Origin of the sequence: Enterobacillus tribolii (genome assembly GCF_003363015.1) — a bacterium.
GTDB classification, from domain to species: domain Bacteria; phylum Pseudomonadota; class Gammaproteobacteria; order Enterobacterales; family Enterobacteriaceae; genus Enterobacillus; species Enterobacillus tribolii.
The window spans coordinates 318,213-332,456 of the sequence record NZ_QRAP01000002.1; the positions used below are offsets into that span (position 1 = coordinate 318,213).

General features: G+C 57.4%; 13 protein-coding genes. 7 read left to right on the forward strand and 6 right to left on the reverse strand.

What is annotated here, in order from left to right; genetic code table 11:
* The first annotated feature begins 43 nt into the window (after positions 1 to 43).
* From C8D90_RS06200 to C8D90_RS06220, 5 genes are all read left to right on the forward strand, one after another.
* A complete protein-coding gene (locus C8D90_RS06200; protein WP_115457799.1) occupies positions 44 to 730 on the forward strand; it encodes a fimbria/pilus periplasmic chaperone in 687 nt (228 codons plus the stop codon).
* 33 nt (positions 731 to 763) lie between these two features.
* Complete coding sequence (locus C8D90_RS06205; protein ID WP_147291331.1) at positions 764 to 3,385, forward strand: fimbrial biogenesis usher protein; 2,622 nt, start codon at positions 764 to 766, stop codon at positions 3,383 to 3,385.
* Positions 3,382 to 3,897, forward strand: a complete 516-nt coding sequence (locus tag C8D90_RS06210) for a fimbrial protein (RefSeq protein ID WP_115457557.1) — start codon at positions 3,382 to 3,384, stop codon at positions 3,895 to 3,897. Before C8D90_RS06205 ends, C8D90_RS06210 begins: the two co-directional genes overlap by 4 nt.
* A 5-nt stretch (positions 3,898 to 3,902) precedes the next feature.
* Positions 3,903 to 4,949, forward strand: a complete 1,047-nt coding sequence (locus C8D90_RS06215; protein ID WP_147291332.1) for a fimbrial protein — start codon at positions 3,903 to 3,905, stop codon at positions 4,947 to 4,949.
* Positions 4,950 to 5,021: 72 nt separating this feature from the next.
* The gene (locus C8D90_RS06220; RefSeq protein WP_115457559.1) at positions 5,022 to 5,642 is read left to right on the forward strand and encodes a helix-turn-helix transcriptional regulator; all 621 of its coding nucleotides are present in this window, start codon (positions 5,022 to 5,024) and stop codon (positions 5,640 to 5,642) included.
* 73 nt (positions 5,643 to 5,715) lie between these two features.
* Here C8D90_RS06220 and C8D90_RS22380 read toward each other — a convergent pair whose 3' ends face one another.
* Positions 5,716 to 5,847 carry a hypothetical protein gene (locus C8D90_RS22380; RefSeq protein ID WP_260503108.1) on the reverse strand — a complete coding sequence of 44 codons (132 nt, stop codon included), beginning with the start codon at positions 5,845 to 5,847 and terminating at the stop codon, positions 5,716 to 5,718.
* A gap of 124 nt (positions 5,848 to 5,971) precedes the next feature.
* Positions 5,972 to 6,580 carry a TetR/AcrR family transcriptional regulator gene (locus tag C8D90_RS06230; protein WP_115457561.1) on the reverse strand — a complete coding sequence of 203 codons (609 nt, stop codon included), beginning with the start codon at positions 6,578 to 6,580 and terminating at the stop codon, positions 5,972 to 5,974.
* Positions 6,581 to 6,723: 143 nt separating this feature from the next.
* On the opposite strand from C8D90_RS06230, the gene C8D90_RS06235 reads away from it, so the two are divergent.
* On the forward strand, positions 6,724 to 7,956 hold the full coding sequence (locus C8D90_RS06235) for a Tm-1-like ATP-binding domain-containing protein (RefSeq protein WP_115457562.1): 1,233 nt from the start codon (positions 6,724 to 6,726) through the stop codon (positions 7,954 to 7,956).
* Positions 7,953 to 8,777: a phosphoenolpyruvate hydrolase family protein gene (locus C8D90_RS06240; RefSeq protein WP_115457563.1), complete on the forward strand. Its 825-nt coding sequence runs from the start codon at positions 7,953 to 7,955 to the stop codon at positions 8,775 to 8,777. The genes C8D90_RS06235 and C8D90_RS06240 overlap by 4 nt, the downstream gene beginning before the upstream one ends.
* Before the next feature lie 70 nt (positions 8,778 to 8,847).
* On the opposite strand, the gene leuD is transcribed toward C8D90_RS06240, so the two are convergent.
* From leuD to leuA, 4 genes are read right to left on the reverse strand one after another with little or no spacing between them, the layout of a single operon-like run.
* Positions 8,848 to 9,453 (reverse strand): 3-isopropylmalate dehydratase small subunit, encoded by a 606-nt coding sequence (leuD, locus tag C8D90_RS06245; protein ID WP_115457564.1) that lies wholly within the window; start codon positions 9,451 to 9,453, stop codon positions 8,848 to 8,850.
* Between the two features lie 8 nt (positions 9,454 to 9,461).
* Positions 9,462 to 10,874, reverse strand: coding sequence for a 3-isopropylmalate dehydratase large subunit (gene leuC / locus C8D90_RS06250; protein WP_115457565.1), 1,413 nt, complete (start codon positions 10,872 to 10,874; stop codon positions 9,462 to 9,464).
* Between the two features lies 1 nt (position 10,875).
* Positions 10,876 to 11,967: a 3-isopropylmalate dehydrogenase gene (gene leuB, locus C8D90_RS06255; protein ID WP_115457566.1), complete on the reverse strand. Its 1,092-nt coding sequence runs from the start codon at positions 11,965 to 11,967 to the stop codon at positions 10,876 to 10,878.
* Between the two features lie 2 nt (positions 11,968 to 11,969).
* The gene (leuA, locus tag C8D90_RS06260; RefSeq protein WP_115457567.1) at positions 11,970 to 13,565 is read right to left on the reverse strand and encodes a 2-isopropylmalate synthase; all 1,596 of its coding nucleotides are present in this window, start codon (positions 13,563 to 13,565) and stop codon (positions 11,970 to 11,972) included.
* Positions 13,566 to 14,244: the final 679 nt, after the last annotated feature.

Sequence of the window (14,244 nt, forward strand, 5' to 3'; positions counted from 1 at the left end):
ATATTCAGCCCGGTAATCAGCATTTATACGTATGGGTATCATTATGCAAAGGATGACAGGGTACATGGCAGGGCTGCTCGCCGCCTGTTTTATTTTTTCCTCGCAATCTCAGGCCGGAGGCGTGGCGCTGGGGGCGACGCGCATCGTTTATCCTTCCGACAGCAAGCAGGTTTCCCTACCGGTGACCAACAGCGACGGGCAGAATTTTTTCTTGATCAATAGCTGGATCGAAGACGAGAAGGGGACGAAGTCGACGCATTTCGTCATCACGCCGCCGCTGTTTGTGATCAAGTCCGGCAAGGAAAATACCCTGCGCATCATCCACAGCGGCCCCGCGTTGCCGCAGGATCGGGAAACGTTGTACTGGCTGAACGTCAAAGCGATCCCGGCGGTGGACAAAGATAAGAAAAACGGCAATACGCTACAGTTGGCGATCACCAGCCGCATCAAGTTGTTTTATCGTCCGGGCGGGCTGGCGCAGGGCGCCGACAGCGCCGTAGACAGCATCACGCTGAACCGTCAGGGAAATGAACTCATCTTCAAGAATCCGACGCCCTATTACATCTCACTGGTGAACCTGCGTGCCGGCACCCGTATGCTGCCGAACACCACGCTGGCGCCGCTGCAAAGTACCTCGCTGACGCTGCCCGCGGGCGCCGGCAACGAGATTGGCTATCGTAACATCAATGACTACGGATCGGTGTCAGCGGAAAAGACGCTGACGTTGTAATGACCTACAGAAGGTCTAGCGAGAAAAGGAATTATGTTCCGACCCTCTTTATCCGGCGGCGCATTGCGCAACCTGCCGGCGAAAACGGGGCAGCATCTGCTGATGTTGATGGTCTTGCCCTTATATACCGTCTCAGGCCAGGCGGCGATGACGTTTGACGCTTCGTTTCTTTCCGACGACCCGGAAAAGGTGGCGGATCTTTCCCGCTTCGAGCAGGGAAATGACATGCTGCCCGGCGTTTACCGGGCGGACATCTTCCTTAACGGGCGTTTCGTGGAGACCCGTGATGTGCGCTTTGCCGCGCCCGAAAGCGCGCCGGACAGCGTGGCGGCAATGGAGCTGCAACCCTGTATCGGCACGAAGGAACTGGCGTTGTTCGGCATTGATATGAACGTGTTCAACAACCTGCGGGAAAGCCGCGGGGGCGGTGACGGCTGTAATATGCTGGCGATCGTGCCGGACGCCGGGTTTGAATTCGACGCTGAACGGCAGCGGCTGGATATTTCCCTGCCGCAGATGCTGCTCAGCCAGAGCGCGCGCGGCTATATTCCGCCGGAACAGTGGGATGACGGTATTCCCGCCGCGCTGATTAATTACGGCTTTAGCGGGTCGCATACCCGTTCGCAGGGTAAAGAGAGCAGTAACTATTTTCTTAACCTGCAAAGCGGCGTGAATCTCGGCGCCTGGCGGCTGCGTAACTACTCCACCGCCAGCTACGCCCGGCAGCAAGGGGCGCCCAACCGGTCACAATGGAATAACGTCAGCACCTATGTCGAACGGGCGGTGATCGCCCTGCGCAGCCAGCTGACGCTGGGCGACAGCTATACGCCCACGGACATATTCGACAGCCTGGGATTTCGCGGTGCGCAGTTGGCGTCGGACGACAGCATGTTGCCGGACAGCCTGCGTGGTTTCGCGCCGGTGGTGCGTGGTATCGCCCGCGGCAACGCACGGGTGACCATCAGCCAGAATGGTTACACCATCTACCAAAGCTATGTGTCTCCCGGTGCGTTTGAGATCAGCGATCTTTATCCGACGGCGTCGAGCGGGGACTTGCAGGTGTCGGTGCGTGAAGCCGATGGCAGCGTTAACACTTTCAGCGTGCCTTACTCGGCGGTGCCGCTGTTACAACGTGAAGGACAGCTCAAATATGCCGTCACGTTCGGGCGATTTCGCGGCAATTCACAGCAAAATGATCCGTTGTTCACTCAGGGGATGTTGCTGTTCGGCCTGCCGTACGGGTTAACGGCCTACGGCGGCGGGCAGTGGGGAGAGAACTATGCCTCCGTGGCGCTGGGAATGGGGAAAAACTTCGGCTGGCTGGGGGCGATTTCGGCGGATATCACCCATGCGCTCAGCACCCTGAGTGACGGCAGCCGCAATGAAGGGCAGTCGGTGCGTTTCCTGTACGCCAAATCCCTGAGCGAAACCGGGACCAACTTCCAGCTGCTGGGCTACCGCTATTCCACCCAGGGCTTCTATACCCTGGACGAAAGCGCGAACAAATATATGAGCGGGACGGGTAACGAAGGAACCGATCCGCAGACGCCGGAGTACGGCGGTTACTACAACCTGAGATACCCCAAGCGCGGCAAGGTGCAGCTCAATATATCCCAGCAGATTGGCGACGCCGGTTCATTGTTCATTACCGGCAGCCGCCAGAGCTACTGGCGAACCGGCGATACCAACGATCTGTTGCAGCTCGGCTATAACGGCGCGATTGCCGACGTTAATTACAGCCTGACCTACAGCTATAACCGCAATCCGTGGATCAGCGGTTCCGACCGGCTGATCTCGCTGATGGTTTCGCTGCCCATCGGGAAATGGCTGCCGTTCGGCCAGCGCGAGGGCAACGTGAATCAGGCGGGCAACCCGGCTTATCTGACGTTCGGCGGCAGCCGGGACAATGAAGGCCGCGTCAATATGACGGCGGGGATCAACGGGACGCTGTTGGAAAGCAACAATCTGAACTACAGCGTGCAGCAGAGCCACGGCAATAAAGGCGACGGCAACAGCGGCAGCGCGGGCCTGGGCTACCGCGGCGGCTACGGCAGCCTGAACCTGGGTTACAACTACAGCGCGGGGAACCGCCAGATCAACTACGGCGCCAGCGGCGGCATTGTGCTGCATGCCAACGGCGTCACCTTCAGCCAGCCGCTGGGGGAAACCAACGTGCTGATTAAGGCGCCGGGCGCCAACAACGTCAGCGTGGAGAACACCACCGGCGTGCGTACCGACTGGCGCGGCTATGCGGTAGTGCCTTACGCCACCGTTTACCGGGAAAACCGCGTCGCGCTGGAAACCGCGCACCTGGGCGATAACGTCGATCTCGACGCCGCAGTGGCGCAGGTGGTGCCGACCAAGGGCGCGTTAGTGCGCGCGGACTTTGACGTTCGGGTCGGCGCGCGCGGGCTGTTTACCCTGCGTTACCGGGGCGACGCAGTACCCCTGGGCGCCTCGGTGACGCTGGAGGACGGGAACAGCGCGTCGATTGTCGGCGAGGAAGGGCAGGTGTATCTCTCCGGTCTGCCGCAGCGCGGAAAGCTCGACGTCTCCTGGGGCGGGAGCGCGTCACAGCGCTGCCTGGCGCCGTATGTGCTGCCCGGGGCGGAAGCCCGTCAGGCGATCAGCACCGTAACGCTGAGGTGTGAATGATGAAACGAATCCGGGGAGGCACAGTGGCGCTGGCGGCCTTGCTCTATACGCCGGTGTGGGCTTATGACGTCAGGATCGACGTAACGGGGAATATTACCAGCAGCACCTGCACGGTGGATGCCGGGTCGCGCAATCTCGTCGTCGATATGGGTACCATCGATAACCGCCGGTTGAATACGGTGGGCGAGGTCACGGGGATACGGCAGTTTGATCTGGTGCTGGTGGGGTGTGGCCCGGCGGCGAAGGCGGTCAGCGTCATGTTTAAAGGCGATGCGGATCGTGATGATCCCAATTTGCTTAAGTTGAAAGAAAACGGCGCCGGCGGGCTGGGAATCGAGATTTTGGACAATAAACGTACGCCGGTGCCAATAAATCAGTCAACGGAGGATTATGCGCTTATCGCCAACGCCGATAACCAACTGACGTTTCACGCACAGTATAAGATCACCCGTTTGCCGGTGACGCCGGGTGTTGCGGACGCCGTGATGGATTTTACCCTGGAGTATCAATAGTGAAGATGAAAAGGACTCAATGGCTGATGCTGTTCCTGCTGGGATACCCGTTGCTGGGATACTGCGCACCGGCGGCGGCGAAGGTGGTGATGGCGAACCTGCGTATGAATCCGGGCGGGCCGTTTAATTATAAAGGCCCTGCGGATCCGGCGCCGGTCGGGGAACAGTTGGGCAACGGCTGGTCCGGTGAGAAAGAGGAGCGGATCATCTTCGAATGCCCGAGACAGGAGTATTGCATCACATATGCCGAGATCCGGCCGGTAAAGGCGGCATTGCCGGGCATTAAGTACACCGATGGCTATAACCAGTATGACGTGTATGAAAGCGGAGTACCGGGGATCGGCTACGTCCTGGGTATCCGCGACCCGAACGCCAATCGTTTTATTCCCGGTAATGCGCCGGTCACCCAGACTTTCCCGGCTGACGGCACCAATCAGAGCGCGCCGAACATCGGTTACCGGGGGCGCATTATTTTCGTTATCAGCGGCAGCCACCTGCAGACCGGAACGTTCACCATCCCGGCGCAAACCGTGGCTTACCTGCATGCCCGCGGAAAGGGGGTAGACGATCAGTCTTTGCTGAGTATCAGCGCGGTGACGATCAAAATTGCCGCCCGCGGCTGCGAGATCTCATCCAGCAAATCCTTCGCCATCGATCTGGGGGATGCGCCGATGAACGCTTTTCCGGCCATCGGCAGCCGTTACGGCGGTAAGGATCTGGAAATTCAGCTGAAATGCGACACGGGCACCCGGCTGCATGCCGTGATGACCGATCAAAGTCAGCCCGGTAACACCAGTAATATTTTAACGCTGACGCCAGATTCCGGCGCCAGCGGCGTCGGGATTCAGTTCTTCTACGATAATCAGGGAACTCCCCTGTCGTTCGGACCAGACCTGAGCTCGACCGGTGTACTTAATCAATGGTTTATCAAGGAGGCGATCCGCGACGGCGAATCTATTCGCGTGCCGCTGACCGCCAGATATGTCCGTACCGGCGAAGTCACGCCCGGCAGCGCTAACGGCCGGGCCAGCATTACGTTTTCATATCAATAATGAGGACGCGGCGGGAAGGAAACGCCGTCCCGAAGGACGACGGGGAATAGCTTATCATGACGAGGTAAGTTTATGCTGGTTGCAACCATACTTGACGATAACCAGATTTATGCGCACGGAATAGCCCATTTGCTTTCGGAGTATTTCGCCCGTAAAAATTGGAATATTCGTTTTCATATCAATGATATTGAATGCCTGGCAGACAGCGACATCGTATTTAAGAGCGAAAGCTATCGCCTGCCTTACGTGGCCGACAGCGAGCGCTTTACCCGCTCGGTAAATGCTTTTCATATCGTACTGATGTTTGGCGATTATCAACTGAATCAGGATAACCTGATATTCCGTCATGACCCCATCAGTACGATTCAGGATAAGCTGACGCGGACGCTGTATGGCAACGGCCATGATGCATGCGGGAAGCCGCCGTTTTCGTTCTGGGGCGTTGTCAGCCACGGTACGGAGAAGCTGACCCATGTGGAGATGCAGGTGCTTACCCTGATGGCGGCGGGTAATACGCAAATGGAGGTGGCGCGCAATCTGCGCAAGAGCGTGAAAACCATCAGCCGGCAAAAGCGGGCGGCGATGAAGAAGTTGGGGCTGCGCAATAATATGGAGTTTTACCGCTATATACGCAGCCGGGAGAATCTTCCGCTGTTCAGCACGCTGAGCGAAATGCCGCGCGGGATAAACTGAACACGCCTGTCTACCGCTGAACGGGCAACTGAATCGGCCTCTGGCTGTATTTTTCACGGGAGGTCTGTCATTTTTACCGGGATTGCAGGCGCTCTGCCGCCAGCGTCCCGATCACATCTTTAGCCTGCCTGATTAACGTGTCATGGTGCGCCGGCAGATCCGGCGTATCTTCTTCAACGCCGGGCGTGTTGTACAGGTAAGTCACCGTTGAATCCTTGATGCCGCCGTAGCCTGCGATGCTGTCGTTGAGCAATGTGTTGATGTGTTTGTCATTCCCGCGGCGCCCGAATTTTTCCTGAATTCCGCCGACCAGGGCGGAGAAACGTTTTTCATGCTTCAGCCAGCGCCTGCCGGATGAGTAACCGGGCGCCCCATGACGTCAGATCGGTGATCTCTTCCTGCGTCAGCCCGAAGGTATCTTTGAGCACCACCAGGGCCTCGGTGCCATACAGAACGGAGAGCAGCATCACCAGACGGTTTCGCGTGTCTTCGGGCAATGATGGCGCCAGGGGTTCCAGCGCCTGCGTCAGTGACGCCTTGCGGTTGCTTTTCTTCAGCATGGAACCCGATATTTCTTCCTGTACGCCGTTGGCCAGCCAGCGTTGCTGGGAAATACGCAGGGCATCGCGCATCAGGGCTTCGTGCTTTTCAATTTCGCCATATCCCCAGTGCAGCAGGTTTTCCACATTTTCTTCTGCATTCTTTCCCATTGGCGGCGTTACAAACGAGCCAATAACTTGCTTAACCACATACTCAATAAATTCGCTATGTGAGGAAAAATAGCTTTTCAGGGTGACTTTGGCGTAGTCCGCCTCCTGCGTAATTTCCTCCGGCGTCGGGAATTTCTTCTCCTGATAGAGCTTAAGCGCCGCATTGGTCAGGCGTTCCAGCGTACGGCGTCTGACAGGAGAAAGGTTACTTTCGTCAAATAAAATCATTGAAATTCCTTATGCTTACTTAAAAAATATCCAACAGGATAAAAAATCCTTGAAGGATATCAAATATTAGCATAGCTTACTTGTGCATAATTCTTAATCACAGCAGATCTCGCTACTCTTTACATCTCATGGAGTGAGTTGCAATGTCTAAATTCGTTTACGTCATAGGAACTGCCGATACCAAGCTCGATGAGATGGCTTGGGTCAAATCTTGCATGCACGCCGCCGGCGTGGATGCTTATATCATTGACGTGTCTACGTCATCCCCTGCCTGCTCACAGGGAAGCGAGCAGATTGATATTAATGCCGGGCAAATCGCGGATTATCATCCCGCGGGCAGGGAACACGTCTTTTGTAACGATCGCGGAAAGGCGATTAGCGCCATGTCCGAGGCGTTGCTCCGCTTTTTGGTCGCTACCGTTGACGACATTTCCGGGGTGCTCGGTTTGGGCGGCTCGGGCGGTACGGCGCTGATTACGCCAGGGATGCAGGCTCTGCCGACGGGCATCCCGAAAATCATGCTTTCTACCATGGCGTCCGGCAACGTTGCGCCCTACGTCGGCGCCAGCGACATCGCCATGATGTATACGGTAACCGACCTCAGCGGCCTTAACCGGGTGTCGCGTATGGTGCTGACCAATGCGGCCAACATGATGGCCGGCGCGGTGAACCATGCCGCCACGTTCCAGAATCAGGATCGTCCCTCGCTCGGGCTAACCATGTTCGGCGTGACGACGTCCTGTATTAATCAACTGACCTCCGTGCTCAACGCCGACTACGACACGCTGGTGTTCCATGCCACCGGCAACGGCGGCATGTCGATGGAAAAACTGATTAAGGACGGCGAACTGGCCGGCGTGCTGGACATCACCCTGACGGAGATCGACGACCTGTTGTTCGGCGGCGTGCTGGCCTGCCCGGAAAGCCGCCTGGACAGCGTGGCGGAAAGCCAGATTCCGTGGATTGGCAGCGCCGGGGCATTAGACATGGTGAACTTTGGCGCCCGCGCCAGCGTGCCGGAGCGCTATCAGGATCGTCACTTCGTTGAGCACAATGCTCAAGTCACACTAATGCGAACCACGCCGGAAGAAAACCGGAAGCTCGGCGTTTGGATTGGTAACAAGCTTAACCGCTGTAACGGCCCGGTGTGCTTTATCGTGCCGGAGGGCGGCTTTTCCGCACTGGATTGCCCCGGCCAGCCTTTCTGGCTGCCGCAGGCCACGGAGGCGTTTATCGACGGGCTGGAAAGCACCGTCAACGTTACCGACAACCGCCGCATTATTCGTACCCCCGCACACATCAACTCCCCGGAGTTCTGTGCGTTGGTGATCAAGATTTTTAGTGAAATGATGCAACACCAGGGAAACACCAAATGAAAAATTATAATGAGTTAGTCGAGCACCTCCGGGCCAAAGCCGCCCATGGAGAACCCATCATCGGCGCTGGCGCAGGGACGGGCTTGTCCGCCCGCTGCGAGGAAGCCGGCGGTGTGGACTTGATTGTGATTTATAACTCCGGCCGCTATCGCATGGCCGGACGCGGCTCTCTGGCGGGCCTGCTGCCTTACGGCAACGCCAACCAGATCGTACGCGAGATGGGCAGCGAAGTGCTGCCGGTGGTGAAAAATACGCCGGTGCTGGCCGGTGTATGCGGCACCGATCCGTTCTGTAACCTGTCGCCGTTCCTCGATGAGCTGAAAATGATGGGCTTCGCGGGCGTGCAGAACTTCCCGACCGTCGGGCTTATCGACGGTAAATTCCGCCAGAATCTGGAAGAAACGGGAATGGGCTATGGCCTGGAAGTGGACATGATCCGCATGGCGCACCAAAAGGGCATGCTGACCACGCCGTACGTGTTTAACACGGACGATGCGGTGGCGATGACCGAAGCCGGTGCAGACATTATCGTGGTGCATATGGGGCTGACCACCGGCGGTGATATCGGCGCCGGTACGGCGAACGATCTGGAGTCCTGCGTGCCGGTGATCAATGCCTGCGCCAAAGCAGCAAAAGCGGTGCGTGAAGGCGTTATCGTGCTGTGCCACGGCGGGCCGATTTCGGAACCGGAAGATGCGGCGTTTATTATGAAGCATTGCCCGGACTGCGACGGTTTCTACGGCGCCAGCTCAATGGAGCGCTTGCCGACGGAGAAAGCCATTCGTCAGACGGTAGAAGAATTCAGAAAGATCGGGCGCTAAGCGCTTTCGTAAAAAGGCCCGGAGCCTATTCCTGCTCCGGGCCTTTTTTATTGGCTGCGGGCGTCTTAAATTATCTCAAAAACACCGGCAGTTTTTCCTCATAGTCCGCAATCGCCGCTTCATGCTGTAACGTCAGGCCGATGCTGTCCAACCCGTTCATCATGCAATGCCGGCGGAAGCCGTCAATGTCGAACGGGTAGGTTTTCCCGCCTGCCTGAACGGTCTGCGCTTCCAGATCCACGGTGAAGGTGACGCCTTCGTTTGCTTTTACCAGCGCGAATAATTCATCTACCTGTGCTTCGCTCAGCGTGACGGGCAGCAGCTGGTTGTTGAAGGAGTTCCCGTAAAAGATATCGGCAAAGCTGGGCGCGATAACAACCTTGAAGCCGTAGTCGGTCAGCGCCCACGGCGCGTGCTCGCGTGAGGAACCGCAGCCGAAGTTTTCCCGCGCCAGCAAGATGCTGGCGCCTTTATAGCGCGGCTGGTTCAGGACGAAGTCCGGGTTGGGTTGCTGGCCCGCGTCGTCGAGGAAGCGCCAGTCGTTGAACAAATGCTGGCCGAAACCGGTACGGGTGACCTTCTGCAAAAACTGCTTGGGAATGATCGCGTCGGTGTCGACGTTTGCCGCGTCCAAAGGAACGACGATGCCGGTGTGCTGAATAAATTTCGCCATGATGTCGCTCCTTAGTTTGCCGCAGTGGTGAAGTCGCGGATATCCGCAAAGTGTCCGCTGACCGCAGCGGCGGCGGCCATTGCCGGGCTGACCAGGTGCGTGCGTCCGCCGCGGCCCTGACGGCCTTCAAAGTTACGGTTGCTGGTAGACGCGCAGCGCTCGCCCGGATTCAGGCGGTCGTTGTTCATCGCCAGACACATGGAACAGCCGGGCAGGCGCCATTCGAAACCGGCGTCGATGAAGATTTTGTCCAGCCCCTCGGCTTCCGCCTGGGCTTTGACCGGGCCGGAACCCGGCACGACGATAGCCTGTACGCCCGGCGCCACTTTGCGCCCTTTGGCGATGGCGGCGGCGGCGCGCAGATCCTCAATGCGCGAGTTGGTGCAGGAGCCGATAAAGACTTTATCGATGGCGACGTCGGTCAGGCGAATGCCGGGCTTCAGATCCATGTAGGCCAGCGCTTTCTCCGCGGAGGTGCGCTCTACCGGATCGCTGAAGGACTCCGGCGCCGGGATGGCCTGATTGACGTTGATCACCTGACCGGGGTTGGTGCCCCAGGTTACCTGCGGCGCGATCTCGGCGGCGTCCAGCGTCACTACGCTGTCGTAATGCGCGCCCGGATCGGTTTTCAGCGTGCGCCAGTAGGCGACTGCGTTCTCCCAGTCTTCGCCCTGCGGCGCGAACTGGCGTCCTTTCAGGTAGGTGAAGGTGGTGTCGTCCGGAGCGACCAGACCCGCTTTGGCGCCCATTTCGATCGCCATATTGCACAGGGTCATCCGGCCTTCCATCGATAACGCCTCAACGGCGCTGCCGCAGAACTCCACTACGTGGCCGGTGCCGCCGGCATGGCCGATTTTGCCGATGACCGCCAGAACGATGTCTTTGGCGGTGATGCCCGGCGCGGCCTGACCGCGAATCTCAACCTTCATGGTTTTGGCGCGGCCCTGCTTCAGGGTCTGGGTCGCCAGCACGTGTTCGACTTCGGAGGTGCCGATGCCGAAGGCCAGCGCGCCGAACGCGCCGTGGGTGGCGGTGTGGGAGTCGCCGCAGACGATGGTGTTGCCCGGCAGGGTCATGCCTTGCTCCGGGCCGATGACGTGCACGATGCCCTGATAGGGATGGTTCAGGTCATATAACTGCACACCGAATTCGGCGCAGTTTTTGATCAGCTCCTGCATCTGGATGCGCGCCATCTCGCCGCAGGCGTTGATGTCTTTCGTCTGGGTCGAAACGTTGTGATCCATGGTGGCGAACGTTTTACCTGGCTGACGCACCGGGCGGCCCATGGCGCGCAGGCCGTCGAAGGCCTGGGGAGAGGTGACTTCGTGCACCAGATGGCGATCGATGTATAACAGCGGGGTTTCGTTTTCCGCTTCATAAACCACGTGGGCGTCGAATAACTTCTGATATAAGGTCTTCGCCATTTCAGGCCCCCTGAGCGACAAAGCGCGCGATGACATCACCCATTTCAGACGTTGAAATGGCTTTTCCGTCTCCCGCCAGGTCGGCGGTGCGGTACCCTTGTTCCAGCGCTTTATTGATCGCGTCTTCGATGGCGTTAGCCGCGTCATCGGCGTTCAGGCTGTAGCGCAGCAGCAGGGCGAAGGAGAGGATCTGGGCGATGGGGTTGGCGATGTCTTTACCGGCGATGTCCGGCGCGGAGCCGCCGGCCGGCTCGTACAGGCCGAAACCCTGCTCGTTCAGGCTGGCTGAGGGCAGCATGCCCATGGAGCCGGTAATCATGGCGCATTCGTCAGACAGAATATCGCCGAAAATATTGGAGCACAGCACCACGTCGAACTGGGACGGATCTTTGATCAACTGCATCGTCGCGTTGTCGATGTACATGTGGTTCAGTTCTACGTCCGGGTAGTCCTTGCCGATCTCGCTGACGATTTCACGCCATAAAACGGAGCTTTGCAGTACGTTGGCCTTGTCGATGGACGTCACCTTGTTGCGGCGCTTGCGGGCGGCCTCAAAGGCGATACGGGCGATGCGCTCGATTTCGAAGCGGTGATAAACCTCGGTGTCGAATGCGCGTTCGTGCATGCCCTGACCTTCACGGCCTTTGGGCTGACCGAAATAGATGCCGCCGGTCAGCTCGCGAACGCACAGAATGTCGAAGCCGCGCGCGGCGATGTCGGCGCGCAGCGGGCAAAAGGCTTCCAGGCCTTCATACAAACGCGCCGGGCGCAGGTTGCTGAACAGTTTGAAATGTTTACGCAGCGGCAGCAGCGCGCCGCGCTCCGGTTGCTCCGCCGGCGGCAGGTGTTCCCACTTCGGGCCGCCCACCGAGCCGAACAAAATGGCGCTGGCCTGCTCGCAACCGCTGACGGTGGCGGCCGGTAACGGAGTGCCGTGTTTGTCGATGGCGGCGCCGCCAACGTCATATTCGCTGGTGCTGATACGCATTCCGAAACGCTGACGGACGGCATCCATGACTTTGTATGCCTGCGCCATAACTTCCGGACCGATACCGTCTCCGGGTAAAACGGCAATATGGTATGTCTGACTCATGATTACACAGCTTCCTGATTAGAATGGGACTGATGTTGTTGTGTTTTTGTATCGGCGTTCAGGCGTTGTTTTTCTTTTTCGACCTGCTGCGCACGCCAGATGTTATTTAATACGTGAATTAAGGCCTGGGCGGAAGACTCCACGATGTCGGTGGTCAGCCCCACGCCGTGGAAACGGCGGCCGTTGTAGTTGGCGACGATGTCCACCTGGCCCAGTGCGTCTTTCCCCTGGCCCTTGGCCGATAACTGATATTTAACGATGTCCACGTTGTAACCGGCGATGCGGTTGATGGCCTGATAGACCGCGTCGACCGGGCCGTTGCCCGTGGCGGCTTCAGATTTGACTTCCCCGCCGCAGGCCAGGCGCACGGAGGCGGTTGCCATCACGCTGGTGCCGGACTGCACGCTGAAATAATCCAGGCTGAAGTATTCCGGTTCTTCCTGCTGCTTGTTGATGAAGGCCAGCGCTTCCAGATCGTAATCAAATACCTGGCCTTTCTTGTCTGCCAGCTTCAGGAACGCCTCGTACAGGTGATCCAGGTTGAAATCCGTATCTTCGCGGTAGCCCATTTCTTCCATGCGGTGCTTGACCGCCGCGCGGCCGGAGCGGGAAGTCAGGTTCAGCTGGATCTGATTCAGGCCGATGGATTCCGGCGTCATGATTTCGTAGTTTTCGCGGTTCTTCAGCACGCCGTCCTGGTGAATGCCGGAAGAGTGCGCGAAGGCGTTGCTGCCGACGATTGCTTTGTTACCGGGGATCGGCATGTTGCACAGTTGGCTGACCAACTGGCTGGTGCGGTAGATTTCCTGATGTTTAATGCCGGTGTGCACGTTCATCAGGTCATGGCGGGTGCGGATTGCCATGATGACCTCTTCCAGCGCGCAGTTGCCGGCGCGCTCGCCGATGCCGTTAATGGTGCCTTCCACCTGACGTGCGCCCGCCTGGACGGCGGTGATGGAGTTGGCGACGGACATGCCCAGATCGTCGTGGCAGTGCACGGACAAAATGGCTTTGTCGATGTTCGGCACGCGCTCACGCAGGGTGGTGATAATGCCGCCGAACTGGTAAGGCGTGGTGTAACCGACGGTATCGGGAATATTGATGGTGGTAGCGCCGGCGTTAATCGCGGCTTCCACGATGCGGCACAGGTTGTCGATGGGGGTGCGGCCGGCGTCTTCGCAGGAGAACTCCACGTCGTCGGTGTAGTTGCGCGCACGCTTGACGGAGTGCATTGCCATCGCCATCACTTCGTCAAATGAACGTCTCAGTTTAGATTCAATATGCAGGGTGGAAGTAGCCAGGAAAACGTGGATGCGGAAAGCTTCGGCGACGCGCAATGCTTCGGCGGCGACGTCGATGTCTTTATCGACGCAGCGCGCCAACCCGCAGACCCGGCTGTTTTTGATGGTGCGCGCGATGGTTTGCACAGATTCAAAATCGCCCGGCGAGGAAACCGGAAATCCGACCTCCATGACGTCGATGCCCATGCGCTCCAGGGCCAGGGCAATCTGTAATTTTTCTTTCACGCTCAGACTGGCCTGTAACGCCTGTTCACCGTCGCGCAGGGTGGTATCGAAAATAATGACTTGTTGGCTCATTAACGTCTTCCTCTGTATTGGTGTGGCGCCTGCGAGGTTTTTAGAGATAAAAAAAAAGCCCGCGCATTGGCGCGGGCTTTCTGCTATTCGGACGGAATCAGACTCGACTGCCGCCAACAGGCATACCGCGCACCGGAGATGCGAGAAGTAGTAGGCCTAGGAGACGGGTAATCTGATACATGTGTGTTCCGTTTCGTACAATCGTAAATTTGGGTGTTATCAACACCGGATACCTAAAAGAGATACTGGATCTGCCCGCCGTTGTCAACAAACAATCTGCCGTAGATGAGGGGCGGGGATTGGCCTGGGCCAGTGATTAATTTTGCCAATATTCTCAATATTAATATTAACTCTCGATTGTGATGGTTAATGTGGGGGTAATGCATAAAATGAGTTTGTTCTTAAGTGAGATATAACCCCATGGTATATTAGGGAAATATTTTTAAAGTCGATTTTATAATAGATGATATTACCCTATTGAATAGATAATGATTAAATATTCCTTCTTTGAATTTTAAGTACAGCTAAATGTCATTTCTGATTTAATAAGCCCATTGAATTAAAGTGCAGGCTTGGCTTTCAATTTAGACGAACGCATTCACCGGGAGTAGGATAAGAGCCCTCTTGTAAAGCAAGAGACTAATCCTAAATGTGAGTGTTTTTTATAACGTAAGTCATC

Coding starts and splice junctions, on each gene's coding strand:
- C8D90_RS06200 (WP_115457799.1), top strand. CDS start 44: ATGCAAAGGATGACAGGGTACATGGCAGGGCTGCTCGCCGCCTGTTTT.
- C8D90_RS06205 (WP_147291331.1), top strand. CDS start 764: ATGTTCCGACCCTCTTTATCCGGCGGCGCATTGCGCAACCTGCCGGCG.
- C8D90_RS06210 (WP_115457557.1), top strand. CDS start 3,382: ATGATGAAACGAATCCGGGGAGGCACAGTGGCGCTGGCGGCCTTGCTC.
- C8D90_RS06215 (WP_147291332.1), top strand. CDS start 3,903: ATGAAAAGGACTCAATGGCTGATGCTGTTCCTGCTGGGATACCCGTTG.
- C8D90_RS06220 (WP_115457559.1), top strand. CDS start 5,022: ATGCTGGTTGCAACCATACTTGACGATAACCAGATTTATGCGCACGGA.
- C8D90_RS06230 (WP_115457561.1), bottom strand. CDS start 6,580: ATGATTTTATTTGACGAAAGTAACCTTTCTCCTGTCAGACGCCGTACG.
- C8D90_RS06235 (WP_115457562.1), top strand. CDS start 6,724: ATGTCTAAATTCGTTTACGTCATAGGAACTGCCGATACCAAGCTCGAT.
- C8D90_RS06240 (WP_115457563.1), top strand. CDS start 7,953: ATGAAAAATTATAATGAGTTAGTCGAGCACCTCCGGGCCAAAGCCGCC.
- leuC (WP_115457565.1), bottom strand. CDS start 10,874: ATGGCGAAGACCTTATATCAGAAGTTATTCGACGCCCACGTGGTTTAT.
- leuB (WP_115457566.1), bottom strand. CDS start 11,967: ATGAGTCAGACATACCATATTGCCGTTTTACCCGGAGACGGTATCGGT.
- leuA (WP_115457567.1), bottom strand. CDS start 13,565: ATGAGCCAACAAGTCATTATTTTCGATACCACCCTGCGCGACGGTGAA.